The organism is Paraburkholderia adhaesiva (assembly GCF_021390575.1).
Lineage (GTDB): Bacteria > Pseudomonadota > Gammaproteobacteria > Burkholderiales > Burkholderiaceae > Paraburkholderia > Paraburkholderia adhaesiva.
Window position 1 is genome coordinate 517,495 of the sequence record NZ_JAJEJQ010000002.1, and the last position, 20,361, is coordinate 537,855.

Genomic DNA, 20,361 nt, shown 5'->3' on the forward strand with positions numbered 1-20,361 from the left:
AACACGGCGAATTCGGTAGCGCACACAAGTTGACGACGGAATGGCGCCATGCGCGGGCAATCGCTGGCATGGCAATAGCCACGGAGGATCGCGTAAGTGCCGAAACGGGTTCTTTCCCTGCGCCATCGCGCGCAGCATTGGCTTCTGGCACGCGGCAGGGCTGCGACGCTGTGGATCGGCAACTGGCCGGTCCTCGGCGGCCTGTCGGGCACGCTCGTTGCCACCGTGATGGCGGGCGTAACCTTCGCGGCGATTTATAGCGGCTACGCGGAGGAACTCGACCACGCCGCAGAGAATTCGCGCAACATCGTGCGGCTCCTCAGCAGCGACATCGGGCGCAACGTGGAGCTGTACGACCTGTCGCTGCAAGCGGTGGTGTCGGGCGCGCAGCAGCCCGAGACCTGGCAGTTGCCGCCGGGAATGCGCCAGCGCGTGCTGTTCAACCGGGCGACGGCGGCTTCGTCGCTGGGCGGCGCGTATGTGCTCGACGCGAACGGTTACGTGAAGGCCTGGCAGAGCGGGGCACACGTGCCGGATGTCTCCTTCGCCGATCGCGACTACTTCCTCGCACAGCAGCAAAGCCCGTCCGTGGGACTCTTCTTGTCGAAGCCCTTTTTCTCGCGTCTGCGTGGCGGCGTGCCCACCATCGGATTGACGCGGCGCATCAATGCACCCGATGGGTCGTTTGCAGGCGTCGCGCTGCTCGCCGTGCAACTCAACTACTTCCAGTATCTGCTTGACCGCATCGACGTGGGCCCCAACGGGCGCGCGTTCATCCTCACGCAGGACGGCACGATGCTCGCGAGCAAGCCACCGGGTGCGCTCGTGGTCGGCGCAAACTACGCCACTTCGCCGAGCTTCGCGTTCGTTGCGAAGAGTCGCTCGGGCACGCATACGGGGCGCTCGATCGTGGACGGCAAGTCGCGCATGTACTCGTTTGCGCACGTGGCCAATGCGCCGCTCGTCGTGGTCGTCGCCCCTGCCATCGACGACATACTCGCTCGCTGGCGCAAACGCAGCGCCTTCGCCATCGCGATGACGACGCTGATTGGCGCCGCGTGGGTCGTCGTGTCGTGGGCCCTGGCGTTCGCGCTGCGCGGCAAAGTGGCGGCCGAAGGCGAACTGATGCGGCTCGCGATGACCGATGGGCTTACGGGCCTCGCGAACCGGCGCGCGCTGGACCGCCGCCTCGCGGTCGAATGGCAGCGTGCGGTGCGCGAGCGCGAGCCGCTGTCGGTGCTCTTCTTCGATATCGATCACTTCAAGCTGTTCAACGACACCTACGGCCACGCCGCAGGCGACGCCGTGCTGGAACTCGTGGCAGGTCGCATCGCCTCGGGCGCGCGGCGCGCGACGGACATGGCGGCGCGCTACGGCGGAGAGGAATTCACGTTGATATTGCCGGACACATCGCTGCCGGCCGCGGTCAAGATCGCTGAGAAGATCCGCAAAAAGGTCGAATCCGCGGACCTCGAGCACTCTGCCTCCAGTCACGGCTGCGTGACGATCAGCGTGGGCTGCGCCAGTTGTGATCCGCCCGTCGGCGGCAGTGGCGCTAACCTGCTCGCCGCTGCCGATCGCTTGCTCTACGACGCAAAGGAAGCCGGCCGCAACCAGGTGCGGGCACAGCAGTGGACCGGCGACGAGGGCGAGCCGCCGGCGCCACAGGGCTCCGGGACAGGCTTGCCAGCGGGCTCACAGGCAGGCTCCCAAACGGGCTCACAAGCAGACTCACAGGCCGCGACCTGATGGCCGACGGCCTGCGCGTTTCGAACTTCAGAGGGCAAGCATCAGCGGTCGAGTATCAGCGGGCGGACATCACCGAGCCGATTTCGACAGACGATGGCCGAGGCCGAGGTTCGAGACGATCTGCCACGTATAGACGCGCGAGTAATGAACGCCGAACTGGCGGCCGATCAGCTCGCGCACGCGGCTGTTCGTCCACGCATCGCTCGGAAAGCCATGCTCTCGTGCGGAGCCATGCAGTGCGCCCGCAATCCAGATCAGCGCGGCATGGTCGAGCACGGAAGGGCGCCCGCCTACGCTCATCTGCTTGAGCGCGGCAAGGCCGCCGTCCTCAACGATTGTTTTGTACCGGCGCACAGTCTGGGCGGACAGGTGCAGAGAATCCGCGACACTGTTCACCGTCGCGCCATCCATCAGCATCTGGCCAGCGGCCATCCTTCTCGTGACACTCGGCAAGTCTTCGGTTCGGGTAAGCATGTGATCACTCGTCGACGATAGATTCCGGACATGCGGCATTGCGGATACGCCGCTCCTTAAACCCTGGTTTCTGCATGCGGGTCTTCTCGCTTGCCATAGCCCTGCGCCAGTAATTCTTGATACGAACACGCAGGCAATGGCGGACGGCGAAATGCGCGCCATCGGCAGGCGCGTGCGTCACGCATTCGCGTGCCGCAGCGAATATTAATAATTGTTTTTGTAGAGAATGTGTATAGCCTGGAGAAAAATAGTCTTCTTGACTTGTGCAGTAACGTGGACTATCGGAAAAAATGAACTGGCCCGAATCGATGAACAATAGCGTCGAGCGTTTCGCGATTGGTGTTTCGGTTTTATCGCCATGTGTCTCCTGTCGCGGAATCCATTTTGGCCGTCGTCTCGTCTGATTAATTCCCGATGCGGAACGCACGCCGGGCCTTGCTCGCCGAATTGCCCTTCGATTTGTCACAGTCAATCGCTATTAATGCAAATCAGATACTGTCGCGCCGACACTTGTTGGTCGCTGAAATGAAAGGTTATGCAGAAACTCTGTGACAAAACGTTGTATTTTGTCCAGCTCCGCATTTTAGGGGAATGAACAGGAATTATTGTGCGACTTGCGGATTCCGGATTGTGGTGAATCGTTTCGAATGACGACTTGAAAGGCAGAAAATGGAATGAACGTGCAAATCGACCGGATAGCTGAACGTATGCTGAAGCAGGTGGCGAGCAACGGCCGGTAACCGTGGATGTTGTCGTGGGTGATAGGGGAAATTCACACCGCGAGACGAGGTCGACATCGTCAACAGGCAGGCAGTGAAAGCGGATCCGAAGGCCGCGCGCGCAGACGCCAGGACGATACCAGCGATGCCTGCGTCGGGCGGCGCGACGGCGAGAGAGTGTACGGTGCAGTGCGTCAATCGACGCGATCGCGGTCGCGCACGAGGATCGTGACGTAGACGATGGTCGACACCACGATCATCGCAACGCCAGTGATCACTTTGGTCTTGTTGAACTGGACGAGCCCGTACACCGCGATGGCGATGCCCGCTGCCGAGCAGAGCGTGCCCATGGCGGCGATGAAAATGCGCAGTTGGCTCCACATGCGATGGCGCCGTTCAGCGCCGGTATCTTGCCGGAGTCGATCGAAAGTCATGGGCGGCTCTTCGAGTGAGTGGGCGAGCGGTAGTGCGCCCGCAATGCATCCGCGATTTTTGCACACGTTTACGTGTGGCTTGATTTTACGTCGCCATGATGGGGTTCACGGGGCGATTCGCCAGTTCCGATCTACCAGGTCTTACCAGGTGGTTACGAGCTTGTACTGGTCGTTATTTCTCGCGATTCTCATATTACACGCATCGACCACACGCCGATATTGCTGCACCGATCGGCGGTCGCTGGCATGCTCTTTGAAGACTGTGCGGTGCGTTCGTCGTCACCATTCCCGATCTCTTTGTCCGGCAATCGCACCACAAAATCTGCGGTCATATTGCCGTCATTTTTCGCGCTCGCGTTTGCGCTCACGGTCTACGACCTTATTCCGACAGTCAGCCGGCATACTCACATACTCGACGATTTGTCCGGCATCATCTGCATATGCGCGCAGCGGCTTGCACTCTTGAACAGCGTGCTATTCTCGTTTCGGCAAGCTCCGGCGTCGTGCAATTCGCCATGCGGCACACTTTCCCGCGGCGGCGAGAATCATCCGCCACACTTCCTCACGTTACCTGCACGCCCGGCGCTACGCATCGTCTCGCCGCACACTCGGCACACTCGGCGGCGTCCATTTTGTAGCAACGAGGAGATTCGTCATGAAAGCACTGGTGTTCAAGGGACCGGGTCAGAAGGCGCTGGAGGACAAGCCAGAGCCTAAGCTCGAGAAGCCGTCCGATGCGATTGTGCGCATTACGAAGACCACGATCTGCGGCACCGATCTCCACATCCTCAAGGGCGATGTACCTGAAGTGAAGCCCGGCACGACACTCGGCCACGAAGGCGTCGGTATCGTCGAGGCGGTGGGCGAGGGCGTGTCCAACTTCAAGGTTGGCGATCATGTGCTGATCTCGTGCATCACCGCATGCGGCAAGTGCGAATATTGCCGTCGCCAGATGTACTCGCACTGCACGACGGGCGGATGGATTCTCGGCCATCTGATCGACGGTACGCAGGCCGAAAAGGTTCGCATCCCGCACGCGGACACGAGCCTTTATCACATACCCAAGGGTTCCGACGAAGAAGCGCTTGTCATGCTGAGCGACATCCTGCCTACGGGTTTCGAAGTCGGCGTGCTCAACGGCAAGGTGCAGCCGGGGCAGACGGTAGCGATCGTCGGCGCGGGACCGATCGGGCTCGCGGCGCTGATGACCGCGCAGTTCTATGCGCCGGGACGCATCATCATGATCGACCTCGACGACAACCGGCTCGAAGTCGCGAAGAAGTTCGGCGCGACCGACGGGGTCAACAGCAAGGGCGGCGACGCTGTCGAGCGCGTGATGGCACTCACGAACAATCGTGGCGTCGACGTGTCGATCGAAGCCGTGGGTATTCCGGCGACGTTCGGGATCTGCGAGTCGATCATTGCACCGGGCGGCACGATCGCGAACGTTGGCGTGCACGGCACGAAGGTTGACCTGCACCTCGAGCGGCTGTGGACACACAACATCACGCTTACCACGGGTCTCGTCGACACCTATACGACGCCCATGCTGCTCGCGACCGTCGAATCGAAGCGGCTCGAACCGGCCAAACTCGTGACGCACCGCTTCACGCTCGACCAGGTCATGGATGCGTACGCAACGTTCGGCGAAGCGGCGCGCACGCAGGCGCTGAAGGTCATCATTTCAGCCAGCGCGAAGTAAGCGCCAGGCGGGGCACGGCACCGTGCGGTGCCGGTTGCCTTAGTCGTGCTCCGGGAAGCCCGCGCGGCCTTGGGTGAGGTCGCGCAGGGCGTCGCGTGCCGCATTGACGGCGGTGGCCGGCAACTGGATCGTCAGACGGACGGTCATGGTGTAGCGGCTGTCGACGAGCGTCGCCTGTGTCTCTCCAATCCAGTGCCGCACACGCGTTTCGTCGGGGTAGCCCACCTCGATAGTCAGACGTGCCTGCGCAATGCGTTCGATGCGCGTCGCGCCCTGCAGGGCGCTGGCGATCGCATCCGTGTAGGCTCGCACCAGCCCGCCCGCGCCGAGTTTCACGCCACCGTAGTAGCGCACCACGGCGCCGAGCACGCTATCCAGATCGTGATGGCGCAGAACCTCGAGGATCGGACGCCCGGCGGTGCCTGACGGTTCGCCATCGTCGGACATGCCCGACTGGCCACCCGCGAGCAGTGCCCAGCAGACGTGCGTGGCGGCGGGGTGGGTATCGCGCAGACGGCTCAGTTCGGCCATGGCCGCTTCACGGTCGGCGACCGGAATCGCGTGGGCGATGAAGCGGCTTTTGCGGATCTCGAGTTCCGCGCTAACGGGGGCGGCAAGCGTAAAGGTGGGCAAAACAGACGGGATGGCACGGGCGAAAACACCATGTTACCCGATGACGCCCGCGAGCTTGAGCGTCGATCCGAAAATCATGTCAGTTTCCGTAATGGATTCTTGCGGGGATGGCTAGTGACGCATCAGGCGTAAGCCATGACAATGCTCGCCATGACGGATCTAGCTCTGGCTGGGGCGATGCCGAACTCCTCATTCGGTGATCCGTCATTTTTCTTTTCGGTCTTTGCGGTACGCAGCGACTGCGCCACTGAAGCACCACTGAATGCGTGCGGGAAAAAATCCCCGGTCGGGATGTTGTCCAGCGACCGGGGGCACGAGGCTCGCCTGTTCTCAAGAGGCGCCTTAACGTTACGCGCGCCAAAATCAAACGGCAACGCGAAAAAAATATCCTTCGGCAGGAAAAAGAGCGGGCGATGTCGTCGTGGATTTTCGCCTGGCCATTCCACCACGATATGGCCTTGACGGTTCTATTTCCAGAGTGTGTTAGCCGCTGTTGGGTCACACATTCTTTAACGATCTTTCGATCCTCTAATTGATATTATGTTTCGGGAGCACTACAGGGAGAATATTCTCCCTTTTCATTTTTTCTGTTTATGAAACAGGTCGTCGATATGAAATCAAAAGCCGTTGCCTCACTCGTTGTCGTTTCGCTGCTTGGGTCTTCAGTGGCAGCATTTGCGCAGCCGCATGACCGTGATGGCCATGATCGCCACGCGCCCGCATACGGTCGCGCTGATCAGTCACCGCCGCCGTCCATGGAGCGGGCCAACCGTCCCGTTGGCGCGATTCCGCACCGCGACTGGCACCGCGGCGACCGTCTGCCGATGGAATACCGTGACCGGAACTACACGGTCGATGACTGGCGTCAACACGGTCTCTCGGCGCCGCCGCGTGGGTACCAGTGGGTCGGTGTGAACGGCGACTACGTGCTCGCAGCAATTGCGACTGGTGTGATCACAAGCATTATTATGTCCGGCGCGCGTTAAGCACTTCCCCTTTGCCGTGCGTGCGCGATATTTGCAGTGCACGCTCGGGGGGAATTCGCAGCCCGTCGTTCGACGGGCTCTAGACGCATATCGCTGGCCGGTAGCGTCTCTGACCAACAAGTCGTGCGGACCACGATGTTGCGTTCGTGGACGCCTACTAGATCCATCGCCGCTGCCGTCATCGACTCACGCTTCATGGATTTCCTGTGTGGCGGCCCTAAAGCACTCGCCTGCTGGGAAACGACGTGTTCAGATCACGCGTTGTTCCTTACTCGCGACTGGTTGGAATCTGGAGCGTGACACCGTGTGCGAGATACGTTCCATTGCACGTGTGATTCAACACGAATTCCAGATCAATCTGCAACCGTGTCATCGAAAAACACAGAGGCCGGATTTCCTCAAGGAAACCCGGCCTCTGTGCGGGCCACTACATCACGCAGCGGCCTCTGGGCATTCACCCGATCAGTAACGCGACTGGGGCGGCGGACGGTGCTCGTCGCCGTGCCAGTGCTGCGGACCCGGATCGTGCGGGTGACGGTGCATCCATTCGTCGTGTTCCCAGTAGCGGTGGCCGTCCCAGTAACGGTTGTCGTGCCAACCAACCGTCAGTCGCACGTCCACCGGAACCATGTGTACCTGGCCGTATTGGGGTTGCGAATCGGCGTGCAGCATATACGGACTGGACTGTGCAAAGCTGCTCGTGGCGCCCATCAGTGCCCCACCAGCGATGAGTGCCGTAGCAAGTACGCGTGCAGGGGTCTTCCAGCTCTTCAAGTTCATTTCGTTCCTCCTCTTCGATTACAACGTCACGGCGTAACTTCGAAATGTGCAGTGCCGTAACTCATGGAAGTCAGCTTATCGGTGCGAAGGTCGTTAATACGTGAGGACTTGTAAGCGCAGATTTCATCGGCTCGGAAACGCAAAAAGGGCCAACTTTGCAGTTGGCCCTTGATCTGAAAAGGATAAGCGGAAAAACCGGACAGGCTTATTGCGGAAGCGAAGCCGTGAGATTGTCAATTCGCGTTACATAACCGTTGCGGCTATCGCGGCGATCCGCCGATGGACCGCCGCGGGAGTCACGAAGAAGACGCGCTTACTTATTCTGCTTCGCCGCCGGCGCTGCGCTCAGATCGATTGCACTTTGCGAGCCCACCTGCGAGCGCAGTTCGAACTTCTGGATCTTGCCCGTCGCCGTGCGGGGCAGTTCACCGAACTTCACCACGCGCGGCACCTTGTAGTGCGCGAGAAAGAGTCTGCAATGCGCGATGATTTCTTCCGCGGTAGCGCTGGCGCCCGGGCGCAGTTCGACGAATGCGCACGGAACTTCGCCCCACTTCGCATCGGGCATGGCCACCACGGCGGCCAGCGCGACGGCCGGATGCCGGTACAGCGTGTCCTCGACCTCGATGCTCGAAATGTTCTCGCCGCCCGAGATGATGATGTCCTTGCTGCGATCGGTGATGCGCACGTAGCCGTCGGGCGTCATCACGCCGAGGTCGCCCGTATGGAACCAGCCGCCGCGCAGCGCTTCCTCGGTCGCGCGTTCGTTCTTCAGGTAACCCTTCATGCAGATGTTGCCGCGGAACATGATTTCGCCGAGCGTCTGGCCGTCGTTGGGCACGGGCTCCATCGTCGCGGCATTGCGCACGCTCACGCCCGTTTGCAGGTGATAGCGCACGCCCTGGCGCGCGGCGAGACGGGCTTGCTCCTCGGCGTCGAGTGACTGCCAGCTTTCCTGAACCGCGCACACTGCCGCAGGTCCGTAGGTCTCGGTCAGCCCGTAGACGTGCGTCAGCTCGACACCGATCGCCTTCATCTTCGCGATGACGGCAGGGGCGGGTGCAGCGCCCGCAACCATCGTGTGAACCTTGTGCGTGATGCCTTCGCGACATTCGGCGGGAGCATCGGCAAGTGCGGCTTGCACGATCGGCGCGCCGCAATAGTGCGTGACTTGCTCGTTGCGGATCAGGTCGAACACGAACTTCGCGTCGAATTTGCGCAGGCACACGTTGACGCCGGCGCGCGCCGCGACCGTCCATGCAAAGCACCAGCCGTTGCAGTGAAAGAGCGGCAGCGTCCACAGATACACCGGGTGCTTCGGCATATCCCACTCCAGGATGGCGCTCACCGCGTTCAGGTACGCGCCGCGATGGTGATAGACCACGCCCTTCGGATCGCCCGTCGTGCCCGAGGTGTAGTTGAGCGCGATGGCGTCCCATTCATTCTGCGGTGGCACCCACTCGTAAGCGGGGTCGCCCTGTTCGAGGAACGCCTCATAGTCGATCGAGCGCGGGAAGTGCTCGGGGTCGGCCTCGGCAATGTCGGCCACGGTGATGATCTTCAGCTCTGGAAACGCGATGGCCGCGCGCTGCGCGAGCGATGCGTATTCGGTGTCGACGATCAGCGCTTTGGCTTCGCCATGGCGCAGCATGAACAACATGGTTGCGACGTCGAGCCGTGTGTTCAGCGCATTGAGCACCGCGCCGGCCATCGGCACGCCGAAGTGCGCCTCGACCATCGCGGGGATATTGGGCAGGAGTGCCGCCACGGTGTCGCCGCGCCCGATTCCCGCTTTCACCAGCGCGCTTGCCAATTGTCGCGTGCGTGCGTAAGTTTCCCGCCAGTTACGGCGCACGTCGCCATGGACCATCGCGAGGCGGTCACCATAGACTTCCGCGGCGCGTGCGATGAAGTCGATCGGGGTGAGCGGCACATAATTGGCTTCGCGTTGCGCGAGCCCTTCTTCGAACGGGTGCAACATGCGCTGTCTCCTGCAGGGCTCGAGGCCCGAAGCGTTTACGGTTTATGGGTATGATTCCCGCTAAGCTAGCAGGACGCGCCTGTGCGTGTCTGTCGCTCGCACGACAGAGCGGCTTTGCCCAATGACCTTCCTCAAATTCCGCGCGATGACGCAGTCCATTACGCCCTCGGGCAGCGATGTGCCCCCCGATCTGGTTCCCCGCAAATGCGCGACGGGACGCATTGATGCGTCCGATCCGCAGGCGCTCGCCGCGCTGTTCGAGCGCTGCTCGTGGTTTCGCGCGCTCGAACCCGCGCATCGCGCGTGGGTGCTCGCCGAATCGCACGCGCAGTTCTATGAGGCGGGCGCGATCGTCGCCGCGCGCGATGTGAGCGCGGCGTACTGGCTTGGCGTGAGTTCAGGGCTCGTCAAGCTCGCGATTTTCAACGCGTCAGGACGCGGTTGCACCTTTTCGGGTGTGCCACATGGCGGCTGGTTCGGTGAAGGCAGCGTGATCAAGCGCGAGCTGCGCAAATACGACGTGATCGCGCTGCAGCCTTCGCTGGTGATGGCCGTGCCTGCCGATACGTTCCATCGACTCGTGGACAGCAGCCTGCCGTTCAACCGGTTCGTGATTCATCAATTGAACAACCGCATGGGCGAGTTCATCGCGCTGATCCAGAACAGCCGGTTGCTGGACATCGACGCGCGCGTTGCGCAGTCGCTCGCGCAATTGTTCAATCCCGATCTCTATCCTGAGACCGGACTTGCGCTCGAAATCTCGCAGGAAGAAATTGGCATGCTGGCGGGGGCTTCCAGACAGCGAATCAATCAGGCGCTGCAGACGCTCGAGAAGGCGGGGCTCGTTGCGCTGTCGTACAACCGCGTCGATGTGCGCGATCTCGCGGGGTTGCGGGCGTTCGGGCGCGATCAGATCTGAAGTCGTGGGCTCGTTGGCCCGAAGACAAGCCGGGTGAGTGAGCGCGTCGCTATCGCCGTTCGCCGGCCCCGCGTCGTCCGGTGAGACTTAGTGATCGAGGGCGAGTCGCGCGCCGAGCGCGACGAGCACGCTGCCCATGACGGCATCCACCGGGCGGCGCAGCTTCTGGTAACCGCGTTGCACGCTGCGCGTCGAGAAGAGCAGGGCCATCGCGCTGAACCAGCAGATCGACACCGATGCGACCGTCACGACCGTCGCACCGTGCACCCACATCGGCGCATGGGCGGGCAGCAACGTCACGAACAGGCTGCCGAAGAACGCCGCGGCCTTCGGGTTAGTGAGGCCGACGAGCAGCCCTCGGCGATACGAATGTGCGCTGCCTGTCGATTTTGCGGCATTGGGGGCGGCCACGGCGCCCGACGACTGGCGCAGGCTCATCAGCGTTTTCGCGCCGAGATACACCAGATAGACCGCGCCCGCGATGCGGATGCCTTCATAAAGCCAGGCAAGCTGCGCGAGGATCAGCCCGAGACCGAACACGGCGAGCATCGCCCAGAGCGCATGCGATGTCGCGATGCCGGCGGCGGCCGCGAGACCAGCGCGTCTCTTCGCGAACGCGTGCGAAGTGACGGCGAGCATATCGGGGCCGGGGCTCGCGCAGGCGAGCAGCATGACACCGGCGATGGCGGCAAGTTGAGGCAGGAAGTTCATTGCAGTCGATGTGCGGCGGCACGCGCCGGAAGGGGCAAAGTGCAGAGGATACCGTGAAAGGGCGCTAGCCGCGGCTCATGGATATTGCGACACCCCCGGTCATTGCAGCGTGTCGGCAGTCACGCTGCCTTCGCAATCGAAGAGAGCAACGGACTTAAGCGCGATTTCCACCCACCGTCCCGACGATGTGCAGACTCGGCGGTTGCGCCGCAATGGGGCGCAGGTAATCAGAAGAAGTGGTGAGGCATCCGCCATGGCGCGCCGTCTGGCACGGCGCGTTCGCGGCCACGCACACGATCCAGCTCGTGCGGGTGGCCGCGCGCGGCGTCGCTACTGTGCGATTGTCTCGATTGTCCGCACGCCGGATTACGCTTGCGCCGGCAACTTGAAGCTTGCGATCGCGTCGCGCAGCACCGTCACCTGATCCTTGAGCGAGTGCGCGGCGGCGGCGGCCTCTTCAACAAGTGCCGCGTTCTGCTGCGTCACCTTATCCATCTCGCCGACGGCGCGGTTCACCTGCTCGATGCCCGCGCTCTGCTCGCGCGAGGCGTGGCTGATTTCCTCGAGGATGCCGTGGACGCGCCGCACCGACTGCACGATCTCGGTCATCGTCGAGCCCGCATCGGTGACGAGTTGCGCACCTTCCGCGACGGTGCCCGTCGACTTCTCGATCAGGGCCTTGATCTCCTTGGCGGCCGTTGCCGAACGCTGCGCGAGGCTGCGCACTTCCGCGGCCACCACGGCAAAGCCGCGGCCCTGTTCGCCTGCGCGTGCCGCTTCGACGGCCGCGTTGAGTGCGAGGATGTTCGTCTGGAACGCGATGCCGTCGATCACGCCGATGATGTCGCCAATCTGGCGCGAGCTGGTCGTGATTTCGCCCATCGTGCGAACCACGTTGTCGACCACGTCGCTGCCGCGCGTCGCGACATTCGCGGCCTCGCTCGCGAGTTCCGCCGCGTGCGACGCGCTATCCGCGTTCTGGCGCACGTTGGTCGTCATCTGGTCCATGCTCGACGCGGTCTCGACGAGCGCCGCTGCCTGCTGCTCGGTGCGCTGCGAGAGGTCGGTGTTGCCCGCGGCGATTTCGTTCGCACCGACGTTGATGTTTTCCGCGCCGGTGCGCACACGCGAGACGGTCTGCACGAGTTCCGCCTGCATCGTCGAGAGCGCGTGCATCAGGCTGTTCGAGCCGCCGCCGGTGACCTGCACACGCGACGTGAGGTCACCCTGGGCAATGCGGTTCGCCGTATCGACGGCCACCTCGAGTTCGCCGCCGATGCTCGAACGCACGCTGCGCACGACAAACACCATGACGATCGTAGCGGCTGCGCCCAGCACGAAGGTTGCGGCGAGCCAGATCCCGAGGCTCACGAAAAATGCCTCGCGCACGTCGTCCATGTACATGCCCGTGACCATGCACCAGTCCCACGGGGCAAAGCGGCCGCTGTAGCCGGTCTTCGGCACGGGTTCAGTGTGGCCGGGCTTTGCCCACAGATAGTCGACGAAGTCGCCGCCGGGCCGGTTGGCTGCTGCTGACAGTTCCTGGAATACATGGGTGCCGGCGGGGTCGGTGAAGTTCGAGAGGTCCTTGCCGACCAGTTCAGGCTTGATCGGATGCATCAGCATCACTGACTGCGAACTGTTGATGCTGATATAGCCGTCGGTGCCGTAGCGGAACGAGCCGATCACCGCGAGCGCCTGCGTTTGCGCTTCGGCCTCGGGCATCTTGTTCTGCTGCGAGAGCGTGTAATAGAAGTTGGCGACGCTCATGGCTTCTTCGACGAGCGTTTTCAACTGCGCTTGACGCTCGCGAATCATCGACTGCCGGCTCTGCCACGCGCCGAACGCGACGATCAGCAGCAGGCCGATCCAGAGGATCGCGATCATCGAGCGGAGTTTTCTGTTGAGGGTCATCTTGTGCATGTTCGGTCGTGTTTTGTCTGATTCGACTCTTAGTGTTAACGGCGTGACCGGGAACGCTCGTGACCCCAGGGAAAACCCTTTTTCGGCCCTAAATCAGAGGTTTTTGTCTATTGACAAATTTTGCGGCGACTTTGCGGATGTCTGACAGAAAAAATGCAAACGTTTCAATATGCGACGTATTGTCGCGGCTAGTCGCGCAGCAAGTGGGAATCGCTTCCAGAATAATCCCGGTTTGGGACATTGTTTGACGGGGGAGAGCGACTCAGAGTGACGCATCGGGCATGCGATTGCCAGCGGTTATGCGTGCCCGATGCGTCGCTCGTCGCGGGGGCGGTGGGTATCGACTGCCTTCTGAGCAACTGCGAAGCCGGAACCGGCGGTGAGTCGGTGACGCTTTGGAGTGCTACACGATTGACAGGCGGGCCGATTTTTCCGTGGAAACGAGACCGGGGTGCAGATCGTCGCGAGCTAAACGGGGTCTTTATTCGGCGGTCCTTCGGGACGCTGGGGTTCTTCGCCGTGATGGCCGTGCGTCGGCGGCGGAGTCAGCGGGTCGCGCTCGGGATCGCGCGTCGGGTCGGCGAGCGGATCGGGTAGCGGATTCGTGTGCGAGCAGATCATCGCGGGTACCTCTTGAGCAGGCGCGTTGTCCGTGCCGGCGGGCAACGTCTTTATATAGCGTAGGCGATCGCAGCGGGTCGTGCGGAGTTTCGAATGCGCTTTCAATCACCGGCGACGATGCGTCGATTGTCTTGTGATTGAACGTAATTCTGGCTGACGCTGTCCATGGCTACGTTGATTGTTGCGATCAAGGCAACGGTGTTTGTTTGTAAAGGTCGTTTTACGATTTCGATACAACCCTTAGACTTCATCCTTTCTCAGAAACGGGATGCCACAGCGGCGTCCCGGTTTGTCCAGTTGGAGTTCAGTCATGGGTGCGGCGGTAATTGCGGTGGTTTTCGTAGCGGGTTTGATTGGTGTGCCGTCGATGTTCGGCCACGGAAATGCACACGCGGCGCCGCAAGTACAGCAACAAGAGATCGCGTCGGTGCAGACGCCCGCGCAGAGCGTGGACACGGACGCCGCCAACGCTCGTCCGTAAGTGGGCGCCACGCGGCGCTTTACATGCCGCTCAGGTCGGCCGGTGTGTCGACATCGCGCAGGATGCCGGGGTCGTCGACGACGATGCGCGTGAGCGCGTGAGCCGATAGCAGCGCCCGTGCGCCGGCATCGCCGTCGAGCGCGAGCAGCGCGTCGCGATGCTCGAGGCCGAATCCCACCGGGTGGCCGCGCTGTCCTTCATAAAACGGCGCCGCGAGCGAGGCACCCTCGTCGATTGCGCGCGCCACGGCCTCGATGGTCGCGACGGCGATGCGCGGCATGTCGGCGAGCGCGACGATCCAGCTTTCCGATTCGTGCGCCGCGCCGACGCCGACCGCCAGACTTGCGCCCATGCCTCTCGCCGTGTCGGCGGAAAACACCACGTCACAGCCCGCTTCGTTGAGCACGTGCGCGAGCGCGTCCGCGCCGGGACGCACGACGGCGATCACCTTCGGAACGACGAGGAGCAGCCTGTGCGCGGCTTCGTGAGCGACACTCCTGCCGTTGGAAAGCGGGGCGAGGAGCTTGTTGCGCAAACCTTCGGGATCGAAGCGCGATCCGGTACCGGCAGCGAGTAGCACGCCGGTGGCAAACGACGCATAGGCCATGGGGTGTACCGCGCGCAAAAGGGGGGGACGCGTCGATTGTGCGGCGCAAGCGCGCCCGAGGCAAGCCCTGTGCACGCGGTTTGCTCATGCGGGATGGGGGGGGCCTGCGTGACGTGTACTCCGGGTCATGCAGTCGTGTTTGTTTGAGGCGCTAGCTTGTGGAGCGTGATCGGCAGGTCGTGCACTCGCATGCCCGTCGCGTGGAAGGCCGTATTCGCGATCGCCGCCGGTACGCCGGTGATGCTGACTTCACCGATTCCGCACACGCCCAGTGCATTGAAATGTGTATCTGGCGACCCGGCGAACTGCGCGTCCACCTCATCGATATCGGCATTCGCGGGTACGCGATATTCGGCGAAGTTGCCCTTCGTGATGCGCGCGAAGCGTCGATCGACATCGCGCGACCGAATTACGCGCGATGCGACGTGGGCACGTAGCCGGCGAAAGCGACAGAAACGGATGGTCGGGATGATCCGTTTGGTTTCGACGCTCAGGCCTCGAACCCATGGATCGACGGATCGTTCTGTCCGCGCAGGCGTCGGATATAGTAAGTTATCCAGATCAAATAAAGAATCTTCGAACGTTCGTGAACGGGGTGCCGTTATCCGTCGCGGCACGGCGGCATACGTCGCCTGCATGCAAAAAGGCCGGGAAACTTAGCTTCCCGGCCTTTTTTTTAGACGCCTCCGTACAACAGCGTCAGTCGATACCGTGGAACACCGCGTCGTCCGGGCCGAGATAAACAGGCGGGCGCCACGCGGCGTCGCGCATCGAGTGCTGGACCAGCGTATCGACGCCCAGCAGCACCGCAAAGATCGCCATGCGCACCGGAATGCCGTTGTCGGTCTGGCGGAAGATCGCGAGGCGCGCGTCGTGGTTCAGGTCCGTCGACAGATCGTTCGCGCCAGGACGGCTGTCACGCGGCAGCGGGTGCATGATCAAGGTGTCCTTGCCGCATACCGTGTCGACGAGCGCCTGATTGATCTGGAAGTCGGGCGAGTAGCCTTCGAACGATTCGTCGGCGAAGCGTTCCTTCTGGATGCGCGTCGCGTACACGACATCGGCGCCTTCCAGGCCGGACTTGAGGTCGTTCGTCTGCTCGACGACATGGCCGTTGCGCGAGATCCGGTCGACGATATAGGCGGGCATTTCGAGCGTCGGCGGCGAGATCAGCGTGAACTTGATGCCGCGATAGAGCGCGAGCAGCTTGACGAGCGAGTGCACCGTGCGGCCGTACTTGAGGTCGCCGACGAGCGCAATATGCGCACCGTCGACGATCTTGCCGAGGCGCGAGAACTCACGCTGGATGGTGTAGAGGTCGAGAAGCGCCTGGCTCGGATGTTCGCCCGGACCGTCGCCGCCGTTGATCACAGGGATGTTCACGGCGCGCGCGAACTCGGCCACGGAGCCTTGATCCGGATGGCGGATCACCATGGCGTCGACGTAACCGGCCATCACGCGGCTCGTGTCGTAGATCGATTCGCCCTTCGCCATCGACGAAAACGTGAAGCCCGTTGTATCGCACACTGAACCACCGAGCCGGCAGAACGCGGCGCCGAAGCTCACGCGCGTACGCGTGCTCGCTTCGAAAAACAGGTTGCCGAGCACGGCGCCTTCGAGCACGCGCGAGATTTTCCGGCGGCGCGCGATGGGCTGCATGATGTCGGCCACGCGGAAGAGCGCTTCAACGGAGTCGCGCGAGAACTGGTCGACCGAAAGGAGCTGCGGCTTGCCTTCGAACTGGATCTGGCTCGCGAGCGACTGGGTGTCTACGCTTTGCGTATAGCCTTCGCGCGGCTCGGCGTTGCCGACGATCTCCGAGACGAAGCGTTCGACGATTTCGGGCATGGCGCGCGATTCCTGCGACTCTTCCGGCAGGAGCCACGTGTCGAGCGCCCGGCGCGACACGCCGATGCGGCTCGCAAACGCGTCGCGGGTCATGTTCAGACGCCGCATGGCGTCGCGGAGGAAGGCTTGCTGCGGAACGCTCATGCTGGCACCTATGAGTCGGGGTTGATGTACGCGGTGCGTATATTAGTATGGTCGTTGGAGAAGTCAAGGGGTTTTCATTAGGGGCAGTATCTTGAGCGCGTCTGGATTCGCTTCGACACCGCTCGATCGATCGTCCTGGTTATTGAGATGTGGGGTGCTGAACCGCCGTGATAATGGAAATCCCCCGTTTCTCCCAGCTGGGCGTTACCCGGCGCCATCAAGTTGATCTCTGCTCTCTTTTCTCCCTCAAGCCTTACGTGTCTATCGGCGCGCGTTGCCATGAACCGCGGGAGCCAGCCATGAAAATGCCCTGGTCGGCTTCCATCGATGATCTCTCGAAGAGCGGTACGCGATTCGTCACGCACCGGGCTGCGCGCCGCATCGCCATTGCCGCGTCGCTCGGGGTGGGCGTCGTCGCGCTGGCCGGCGGCATCGCGATCGGGCGTCACAGCGGCGAAACGCCGGTAGCCGAAGTGGGCGCCGGCACGCCGCTCCCGCGTCACTATGTCGTGGGCGAACTCGGGCGGCTGAACGCTTCGCTCGCGTTGCTCGATCCGCGTATCGAACGGTTGACAGACCGGCTCGCGGCACTGCGCGAGTTCGATCAGCGTCTGCGGGCGTTGACGCCACGCGTCGCGCGGACCACGCCTGCGCCCGCGCGCTCCGCGAGCGGCAACGAGGCCGGAGAGAGCAGCGAGGATGGCGAGGGCGGTCCGGAACTCCCGCCGCGGCGTTGCTCCACGTCGCCGTCGGCGAACCCGAACGAGCGCGCGATGAAGGGCACGATCGACTGCATGACGGCGACGCTCTCGGCGCTGGAACGTGAGGTCGCGGTGCACGAAGCGGCCTGGGATGCATTTCCAGGCCGGCAGCCGGTAACGACCGGCCGCGCCGGTTCGCCGTTCGGCAACCGGGTCGATCCGTTTACGCATCGGCTCGCCTTTCATCCGGGGGTGGATCTCGTTGCACCGTCCGGCACGCCGATCCTCGCCGCCGCAGGCGGTCGCGTGATCTACGCAGGGCCGAAGTCGGGCTACGGCAACGCAGTCGAGATCGATCACGGCAACGGATTCATCACGCGCTATGGGCACGCGTCGAAGATTGAGGCCCACGTCGGGCAGATCGTGCTGCCGCTCGAACACATCGCCGATGTGGGCTCAACGGGCCGTTCGACCGGACCGCATCTTCACTTCGAGGTGATCGTCGGCGGGACGCAGGTCAATCCGTCCGAGTACCTCGCGCTGTTTGCGGCGTTCCAGCATGGCTAAGCGGCAGCGCTTCGCGCGCGCCAGTCCGGACGCCACGCGTGCTTACACGCTGCAGCCGGTGCGTTCGAAAGTCGCGCGGTTGGGCGTGGCGCTCGCGTGGACCGTTGTCGCTGCGGCGTCTGGCGCAACCGTGGCGGTCTGGGCGCTCGTGCCCAAGGGACCGGCGCATTGCCCGGCGACTTCGCCCGACGCGCTGCACGCGGAACTGGCCGACGCACAGCTCAAGCTGGAGCAGGAGCGCGCGGCGCGGGCCGCGCTGCAGAAATCGGCGGATTCGGCGCAGGCCACAGTCGCGAAGCTCGAGGCCGACCTGGTCTTCCTGCGCAGCCAGCGCGGCGGCACACGATAGCGCCAGGCGAACGGCGAACGTTCGACGAGACAACACTAATCAATAAGACGGTGGCATTCATGTTCGGCAAGAAAAACATCCAGGCAGGCATCCAGCAGACCAAACTCGCGACGCTGATCGCGCAGGACGTACGCATCACGGGCGATGTCGAATTCGCAGACGGACTGCGGCTCGACGGGCAGGTTTGCGGCAACGTCACGGGCAAGCCGGGCGCAAAGACGCTGCTCGTGCTGAGCGAGTCCAGTGCTATCGAAGGCAACGTGCATGGATACGATATCGTTGCGAACGGGCGGATCGTCGGCGACGTGATCGCCGAACATTTCGTCGAACTGAAAGCGAATGCGCACGTGACCGGCAACATCCGCTATCTGCAACTGCAGATGGAATGCGGTGCGGTGGTGGAAGGCCGGCTGACCAAACTCGACGGCGGCACCGCGCCCGACCTGTTGCTCGCGGCGCCGGAAAGGGCAGTGGAGGACGTGTCGGCCGCGTGACGTTATACGTGCCCACCCGATCACGGTTACGGTTACACTAAGCGCCATGTCACGCCATCAATCCTGCCGATCCGTCTCGAACGCCGTCGCTTCTTTTGCGATGCCGGTTTTCGTGCGCGCGTCGTTGCAGGTCAGCGTGAAATCCAAATCCAAAAAACAGCCGCTCATCTGACCGGAGCAAGCTGTTCCGTCGGATGTGCGACGGAACAGCTAGTCGACGGCACCTGCCTCCCGCTTCTTCCCCGACTCGTTTTTCTCGTGCGCACCGCTGGACGGATCTTCCATTCGGTCGAACTCAAGGGAAATTCATGTCTCTCTTTTCAGGTATCTGGATTCCGCTCGTTACGCCATTCAACGCGGACGAAGTCGATCACGCAGCGCTCGATGCACTTGTGCGCCACTACGCGCGCGCTGGCGTGGCTGGGTTAGTCGCGCTCGGCACCACAGGCGAGCCCGACGCGCTCGACGACCGCGAGCGCGACGCGGTGCTCACGACAGTGCTTGCTGCAGCGGACAGCTTGCCCGTGGTAGTGGGTGTGAGCGGCAACCACACGGTGTCGGTCTGCGAACGCGTGGCTGCGCTCAGCGAGTTGCCGGTCGCGGGCGTGCTGGCGAGCGCGCCTTACTACATCAGGCCGTCTCAGGCGGGCGTCATCGGCCATTTCGCGGCAATCGCCGACGCGAGCCAAAAGCCCGTGATTCTCTACGACATCCCCGCGCGTACCGGCGTGCGCCTCGAATTGCCGACGCTCCTTGAACTCGCGGGACACGAGCGGATTGTAGCGGTGAAGGATTGCGGCGGCTCGCTCGACAAGACACTGGCGCTGATCCTGGACGGGCGACTCGATGTGCTATGTGGTGAGGACATCGAAATGTTCGGTTTGCTGTGCGCGGGTGGAAGCGGGGCGATTGCGGCGTCGGCGCATCTGTTTCCCGAGCGCTTTGTCGCGATGGAGCGTCTGCTGCGCGACGGGCATCTCGCCGATGCGCGCGCGATCTGGCATGCGTTGGTGCCGTGGGTGCGCGCCGCATTCGGGGAGCCGAATCCGGCGCCGGTGAAGGCGGCGCTCGCACAGCGCGGGCTCATTCGCAACGAACTGCGCGCGCCGATGACGCGTGTGAGCAAGGAATTAGAGCCAACGCTCGAAAGGCTGGCGGCGTGAGCGAGGCGCGCGCGTGCGCGATTTCAGCGGCGTGCTGCGCGCGTACCGGTGGAGGCACGCGTGCGGCGGCGTGCGCGGCCGCGTCCGGCTTCGGGTTCGCCGGGCTCGCCGTTGAGCATGATCCGGCGACCGGGCACGTGGGACGCGACAAGCCGGGCGATGTCGAGTGCGGTGCTTTCCGCGGGCACGACCTGGCGGCGGGCGCCGTCGTCGAGCGGCGTCGTCCATTCCACCAGCAGATACTGGCGGCCCCACGGATTCTGGTGCGGCGCAAAGACGCGACAGCTTGCGACGTTTGATTGCGCACTTTCGCCCAGCAGGCTTTGCAGATGCATCAGTACGTCGTTTTCAACCATGTCGCGGCTCCTTGACTCG

22 protein-coding genes and 1 pseudogene are annotated in these 20,361 nt (G+C 62.9%); 9 read left to right on the plus strand and 14 right to left on the minus strand.

What is annotated here, in order from left to right:
* Window positions 1-96 precede the first annotated feature (96 nt).
* Window positions 97-1,749, plus strand: a complete 1,653-nt coding sequence (locus L0U80_RS17880) for a sensor domain-containing diguanylate cyclase (protein ID WP_233867739.1) — start codon at window positions 97-99, stop codon at window positions 1,747-1,749.
* A 69-nt stretch (window positions 1,750-1,818) separates the two neighbouring features.
* Here the strand turns inward: L0U80_RS17880 and L0U80_RS17885 are convergent, their stop codons facing one another.
* The 3 genes from L0U80_RS17885 to L0U80_RS17895 form a co-directional block, all read right to left on the minus strand.
* Window positions 1,819-2,223 (minus strand): helix-turn-helix domain-containing protein, encoded by a 405-nt coding sequence (locus L0U80_RS17885; protein ID WP_233867742.1) that lies wholly within the window; start codon window positions 2,221-2,223, stop codon window positions 1,819-1,821.
* A gap of 4 nt (window positions 2,224-2,227) precedes the next feature.
* Window positions 2,228-2,650 (minus strand): hypothetical protein, encoded by a 423-nt coding sequence (locus tag L0U80_RS17890; RefSeq protein WP_233867758.1) that lies wholly within the window; start codon window positions 2,648-2,650, stop codon window positions 2,228-2,230.
* A gap of 486 nt (window positions 2,651-3,136) precedes the next feature.
* Window positions 3,137-3,325, minus strand: a complete 189-nt coding sequence (locus tag L0U80_RS17895; RefSeq protein WP_233867761.1) for a DUF2964 family protein — start codon at window positions 3,323-3,325, stop codon at window positions 3,137-3,139.
* Between the two features lie 706 nt (window positions 3,326-4,031).
* Between L0U80_RS17895 and L0U80_RS17900 the strand changes: the two genes are divergently transcribed.
* A complete protein-coding gene (locus L0U80_RS17900) occupies window positions 4,032-5,078 on the plus strand; it encodes a zinc-dependent alcohol dehydrogenase family protein (RefSeq protein ID WP_233867764.1) in 1,047 nt (348 codons plus the stop codon).
* Window positions 5,079-5,117: 39 nt separating this feature from the next.
* Here L0U80_RS17900 and L0U80_RS17905 read toward each other — a convergent pair whose 3' ends face one another.
* Together L0U80_RS17905 and L0U80_RS17910 are read right to left on the minus strand one after the other, a co-directional pair.
* Window positions 5,118-5,711 (minus strand): IMPACT family protein, encoded by a 594-nt coding sequence (locus tag L0U80_RS17905; protein ID WP_233867767.1) that lies wholly within the window; start codon window positions 5,709-5,711, stop codon window positions 5,118-5,120.
* A gap of 122 nt (window positions 5,712-5,833) precedes the next feature.
* The gene (locus L0U80_RS17910) at window positions 5,834-6,157 is read right to left on the minus strand and encodes a hypothetical protein (RefSeq protein WP_233867770.1); all 324 of its coding nucleotides are present in this window, start codon (window positions 6,155-6,157) and stop codon (window positions 5,834-5,836) included.
* Between the two features lie 147 nt (window positions 6,158-6,304).
* Here L0U80_RS17910 and L0U80_RS17915 point away from each other — a divergent pair, with 147 nt between their 5' ends.
* Window positions 6,305-6,697 carry an RcnB family protein gene (locus L0U80_RS17915; RefSeq protein WP_233867773.1) on the plus strand — a complete coding sequence of 131 codons (393 nt, stop codon included), beginning with the start codon at window positions 6,305-6,307 and terminating at the stop codon, window positions 6,695-6,697.
* Between the two features lie 462 nt (window positions 6,698-7,159).
* Here the strand turns inward: L0U80_RS17915 and L0U80_RS17920 are convergent, their stop codons facing one another.
* Both L0U80_RS17920 and L0U80_RS17925 read right to left on the minus strand, forming a co-directional pair.
* On the minus strand, window positions 7,160-7,477 hold the full coding sequence (locus L0U80_RS17920) for a hypothetical protein (RefSeq protein ID WP_233867776.1): 318 nt from the start codon (window positions 7,475-7,477) through the stop codon (window positions 7,160-7,162).
* Between the two features lie 313 nt (window positions 7,478-7,790).
* A complete protein-coding gene (locus L0U80_RS17925; RefSeq protein WP_233867778.1) occupies window positions 7,791-9,458 on the minus strand; it encodes an acyl-CoA synthetase in 1,668 nt (555 codons plus the stop codon).
* 121 nt (window positions 9,459-9,579) lie between these two features.
* On the opposite strand from L0U80_RS17925, the gene L0U80_RS17930 reads away from it, so the two are divergent.
* Window positions 9,580-10,377 carry a Crp/Fnr family transcriptional regulator gene (locus tag L0U80_RS17930; protein WP_233867782.1) on the plus strand — a complete coding sequence of 266 codons (798 nt, stop codon included), beginning with the start codon at window positions 9,580-9,582 and terminating at the stop codon, window positions 10,375-10,377.
* Window positions 10,378-10,464: 87 nt separating this feature from the next.
* On the opposite strand, the gene L0U80_RS17935 is transcribed toward L0U80_RS17930, so the two are convergent.
* From L0U80_RS17935 to L0U80_RS17945, 3 genes are all read right to left on the minus strand, one after another.
* Complete coding sequence (locus tag L0U80_RS17935; RefSeq protein ID WP_233867785.1) at window positions 10,465-11,088, minus strand: LysE family transporter; 624 nt, start codon at window positions 11,086-11,088, stop codon at window positions 10,465-10,467.
* A gap of 366 nt (window positions 11,089-11,454) precedes the next feature.
* Window positions 11,455-13,002 carry a methyl-accepting chemotaxis protein gene (locus L0U80_RS17940; protein ID WP_233871401.1) on the minus strand — a complete coding sequence of 516 codons (1,548 nt, stop codon included), beginning with the start codon at window positions 13,000-13,002 and terminating at the stop codon, window positions 11,455-11,457.
* A 477-nt stretch (window positions 13,003-13,479) separates the two neighbouring features.
* Window positions 13,480-13,632, minus strand: a complete 153-nt coding sequence (locus tag L0U80_RS17945; RefSeq protein ID WP_185219113.1) for a hypothetical protein — start codon at window positions 13,630-13,632, stop codon at window positions 13,480-13,482.
* A gap of 310 nt (window positions 13,633-13,942) precedes the next feature.
* Between L0U80_RS17945 and L0U80_RS17950 the strand changes: the two genes are divergently transcribed.
* A complete protein-coding gene (locus tag L0U80_RS17950) occupies window positions 13,943-14,113 on the plus strand; it encodes a hypothetical protein (RefSeq protein WP_233867789.1) in 171 nt (56 codons plus the stop codon).
* Between the two features lie 19 nt (window positions 14,114-14,132).
* On the opposite strand, the gene L0U80_RS17955 is transcribed toward L0U80_RS17950, so the two are convergent.
* The 3 genes and pseudogenes from L0U80_RS17955 to L0U80_RS17965 form a co-directional block, all read right to left on the minus strand.
* On the minus strand, window positions 14,133-14,720 hold the full coding sequence (locus L0U80_RS17955) for a nucleotidyltransferase family protein (protein ID WP_233867791.1): 588 nt from the start codon (window positions 14,718-14,720) through the stop codon (window positions 14,133-14,135).
* A gap of 125 nt (window positions 14,721-14,845) precedes the next feature.
* Window positions 14,846-15,115 (minus strand): annotated as a pseudogene (locus L0U80_RS17960) (xanthine dehydrogenase family protein molybdopterin-binding subunit); the annotation flags it as partial.
* Between the two features lie 304 nt (window positions 15,116-15,419).
* Window positions 15,420-16,712: an aspartate carbamoyltransferase gene (locus tag L0U80_RS17965; RefSeq protein ID WP_233867793.1), complete on the minus strand. Its 1,293-nt coding sequence runs from the start codon at window positions 16,710-16,712 to the stop codon at window positions 15,420-15,422.
* A gap of 299 nt (window positions 16,713-17,011) precedes the next feature.
* Between L0U80_RS17965 and L0U80_RS17970 the strand changes: the two genes are divergently transcribed.
* The 4 genes from L0U80_RS17970 (at window position 17,012) to dapA (ending at window position 19,986) form a co-directional block, all read left to right on the plus strand.
* Window positions 17,012-17,980 carry a M23 family metallopeptidase gene (locus L0U80_RS17970; protein ID WP_233867795.1) on the plus strand — a complete coding sequence of 323 codons (969 nt, stop codon included), beginning with the start codon at window positions 17,012-17,014 and terminating at the stop codon, window positions 17,978-17,980.
* Window positions 17,973-18,329, plus strand: coding sequence for a hypothetical protein (locus L0U80_RS17975; RefSeq protein WP_233867797.1), 357 nt, complete (start codon window positions 17,973-17,975; stop codon window positions 18,327-18,329). The genes L0U80_RS17970 and L0U80_RS17975 overlap by 8 nt, the downstream gene beginning before the upstream one ends.
* Before the next feature lie 59 nt (window positions 18,330-18,388).
* A complete protein-coding gene (locus L0U80_RS17980; protein WP_233867799.1) occupies window positions 18,389-18,823 on the plus strand; it encodes a bactofilin family protein in 435 nt (144 codons plus the stop codon).
* A 308-nt stretch (window positions 18,824-19,131) separates the two neighbouring features.
* Window positions 19,132-19,986 (plus strand): 4-hydroxy-tetrahydrodipicolinate synthase, encoded by an 855-nt coding sequence (gene dapA, locus L0U80_RS17985; RefSeq protein ID WP_233867801.1) that lies wholly within the window; start codon window positions 19,132-19,134, stop codon window positions 19,984-19,986.
* 23 nt (window positions 19,987-20,009) lie between these two features.
* Here the strand turns inward: dapA and L0U80_RS17990 are convergent, their stop codons facing one another.
* The gene (locus L0U80_RS17990; protein WP_373322219.1) at window positions 20,010-20,342 is read right to left on the minus strand and encodes a DUF2866 domain-containing protein; all 333 of its coding nucleotides are present in this window, start codon (window positions 20,340-20,342) and stop codon (window positions 20,010-20,012) included.
* Window positions 20,343-20,361 lie beyond the last annotated feature (19 nt).

Excerpts from the sequence above, each read along its gene's own strand:
- L0U80_RS17895 (WP_233867761.1), bottom strand. The coding sequence starts at position 3,325 with ATGTGGAGCCAACTGCGCATTTTCATCGCCGCCATGGGCACGCTCTGC.
- L0U80_RS17900 (WP_233867764.1), top strand. The coding sequence starts at position 4,032 with ATGAAAGCACTGGTGTTCAAGGGACCGGGTCAGAAGGCGCTGGAGGAC.
- L0U80_RS17975 (WP_233867797.1), top strand. The coding sequence starts at position 17,973 with ATGGCTAAGCGGCAGCGCTTCGCGCGCGCCAGTCCGGACGCCACGCGT.
- L0U80_RS17885 (WP_233867742.1), bottom strand. The coding sequence starts at position 2,223 with ATGCTTACCCGAACCGAAGACTTGCCGAGTGTCACGAGAAGGATGGCC.
- L0U80_RS17980 (WP_233867799.1), top strand. The coding sequence starts at position 18,389 with ATGTTCGGCAAGAAAAACATCCAGGCAGGCATCCAGCAGACCAAACTC.
- L0U80_RS17955 (WP_233867791.1), bottom strand. The coding sequence starts at position 14,720 with ATGGCCTATGCGTCGTTTGCCACCGGCGTGCTACTCGCTGCCGGTACC.
- L0U80_RS17945 (WP_185219113.1), bottom strand. The coding sequence starts at position 13,632 with ATGATCTGCTCGCACACGAATCCGCTACCCGATCCGCTCGCCGACCCG.
- dapA (WP_233867801.1), top strand. The coding sequence starts at position 19,132 with ATGTCTCTCTTTTCAGGTATCTGGATTCCGCTCGTTACGCCATTCAAC.
- L0U80_RS17965 (WP_233867793.1), bottom strand. The coding sequence starts at position 16,712 with ATGAGCGTTCCGCAGCAAGCCTTCCTCCGCGACGCCATGCGGCGTCTG.
- L0U80_RS17920 (WP_233867776.1), bottom strand. The coding sequence starts at position 7,477 with ATGAACTTGAAGAGCTGGAAGACCCCTGCACGCGTACTTGCTACGGCA.
- L0U80_RS17935 (WP_233867785.1), bottom strand. The coding sequence starts at position 11,088 with ATGAACTTCCTGCCTCAACTTGCCGCCATCGCCGGTGTCATGCTGCTC.
- L0U80_RS17930 (WP_233867782.1), top strand. The coding sequence starts at position 9,580 with ATGACCTTCCTCAAATTCCGCGCGATGACGCAGTCCATTACGCCCTCG.
- L0U80_RS17915 (WP_233867773.1), top strand. The coding sequence starts at position 6,305 with ATGAAACAGGTCGTCGATATGAAATCAAAAGCCGTTGCCTCACTCGTT.
- L0U80_RS17940 (WP_233871401.1), bottom strand. The coding sequence starts at position 13,002 with ATGACCCTCAACAGAAAACTCCGCTCGATGATCGCGATCCTCTGGATC.
- L0U80_RS17925 (WP_233867778.1), bottom strand. The coding sequence starts at position 9,458 with ATGTTGCACCCGTTCGAAGAAGGGCTCGCGCAACGCGAAGCCAATTAT.
- L0U80_RS17950 (WP_233867789.1), top strand. The coding sequence starts at position 13,943 with ATGGGTGCGGCGGTAATTGCGGTGGTTTTCGTAGCGGGTTTGATTGGT.
- L0U80_RS17990 (WP_373322219.1), bottom strand. The coding sequence starts at position 20,342 with ATGGTTGAAAACGACGTACTGATGCATCTGCAAAGCCTGCTGGGCGAA.
- L0U80_RS17970 (WP_233867795.1), top strand. The coding sequence starts at position 17,012 with ATGAAAATGCCCTGGTCGGCTTCCATCGATGATCTCTCGAAGAGCGGT.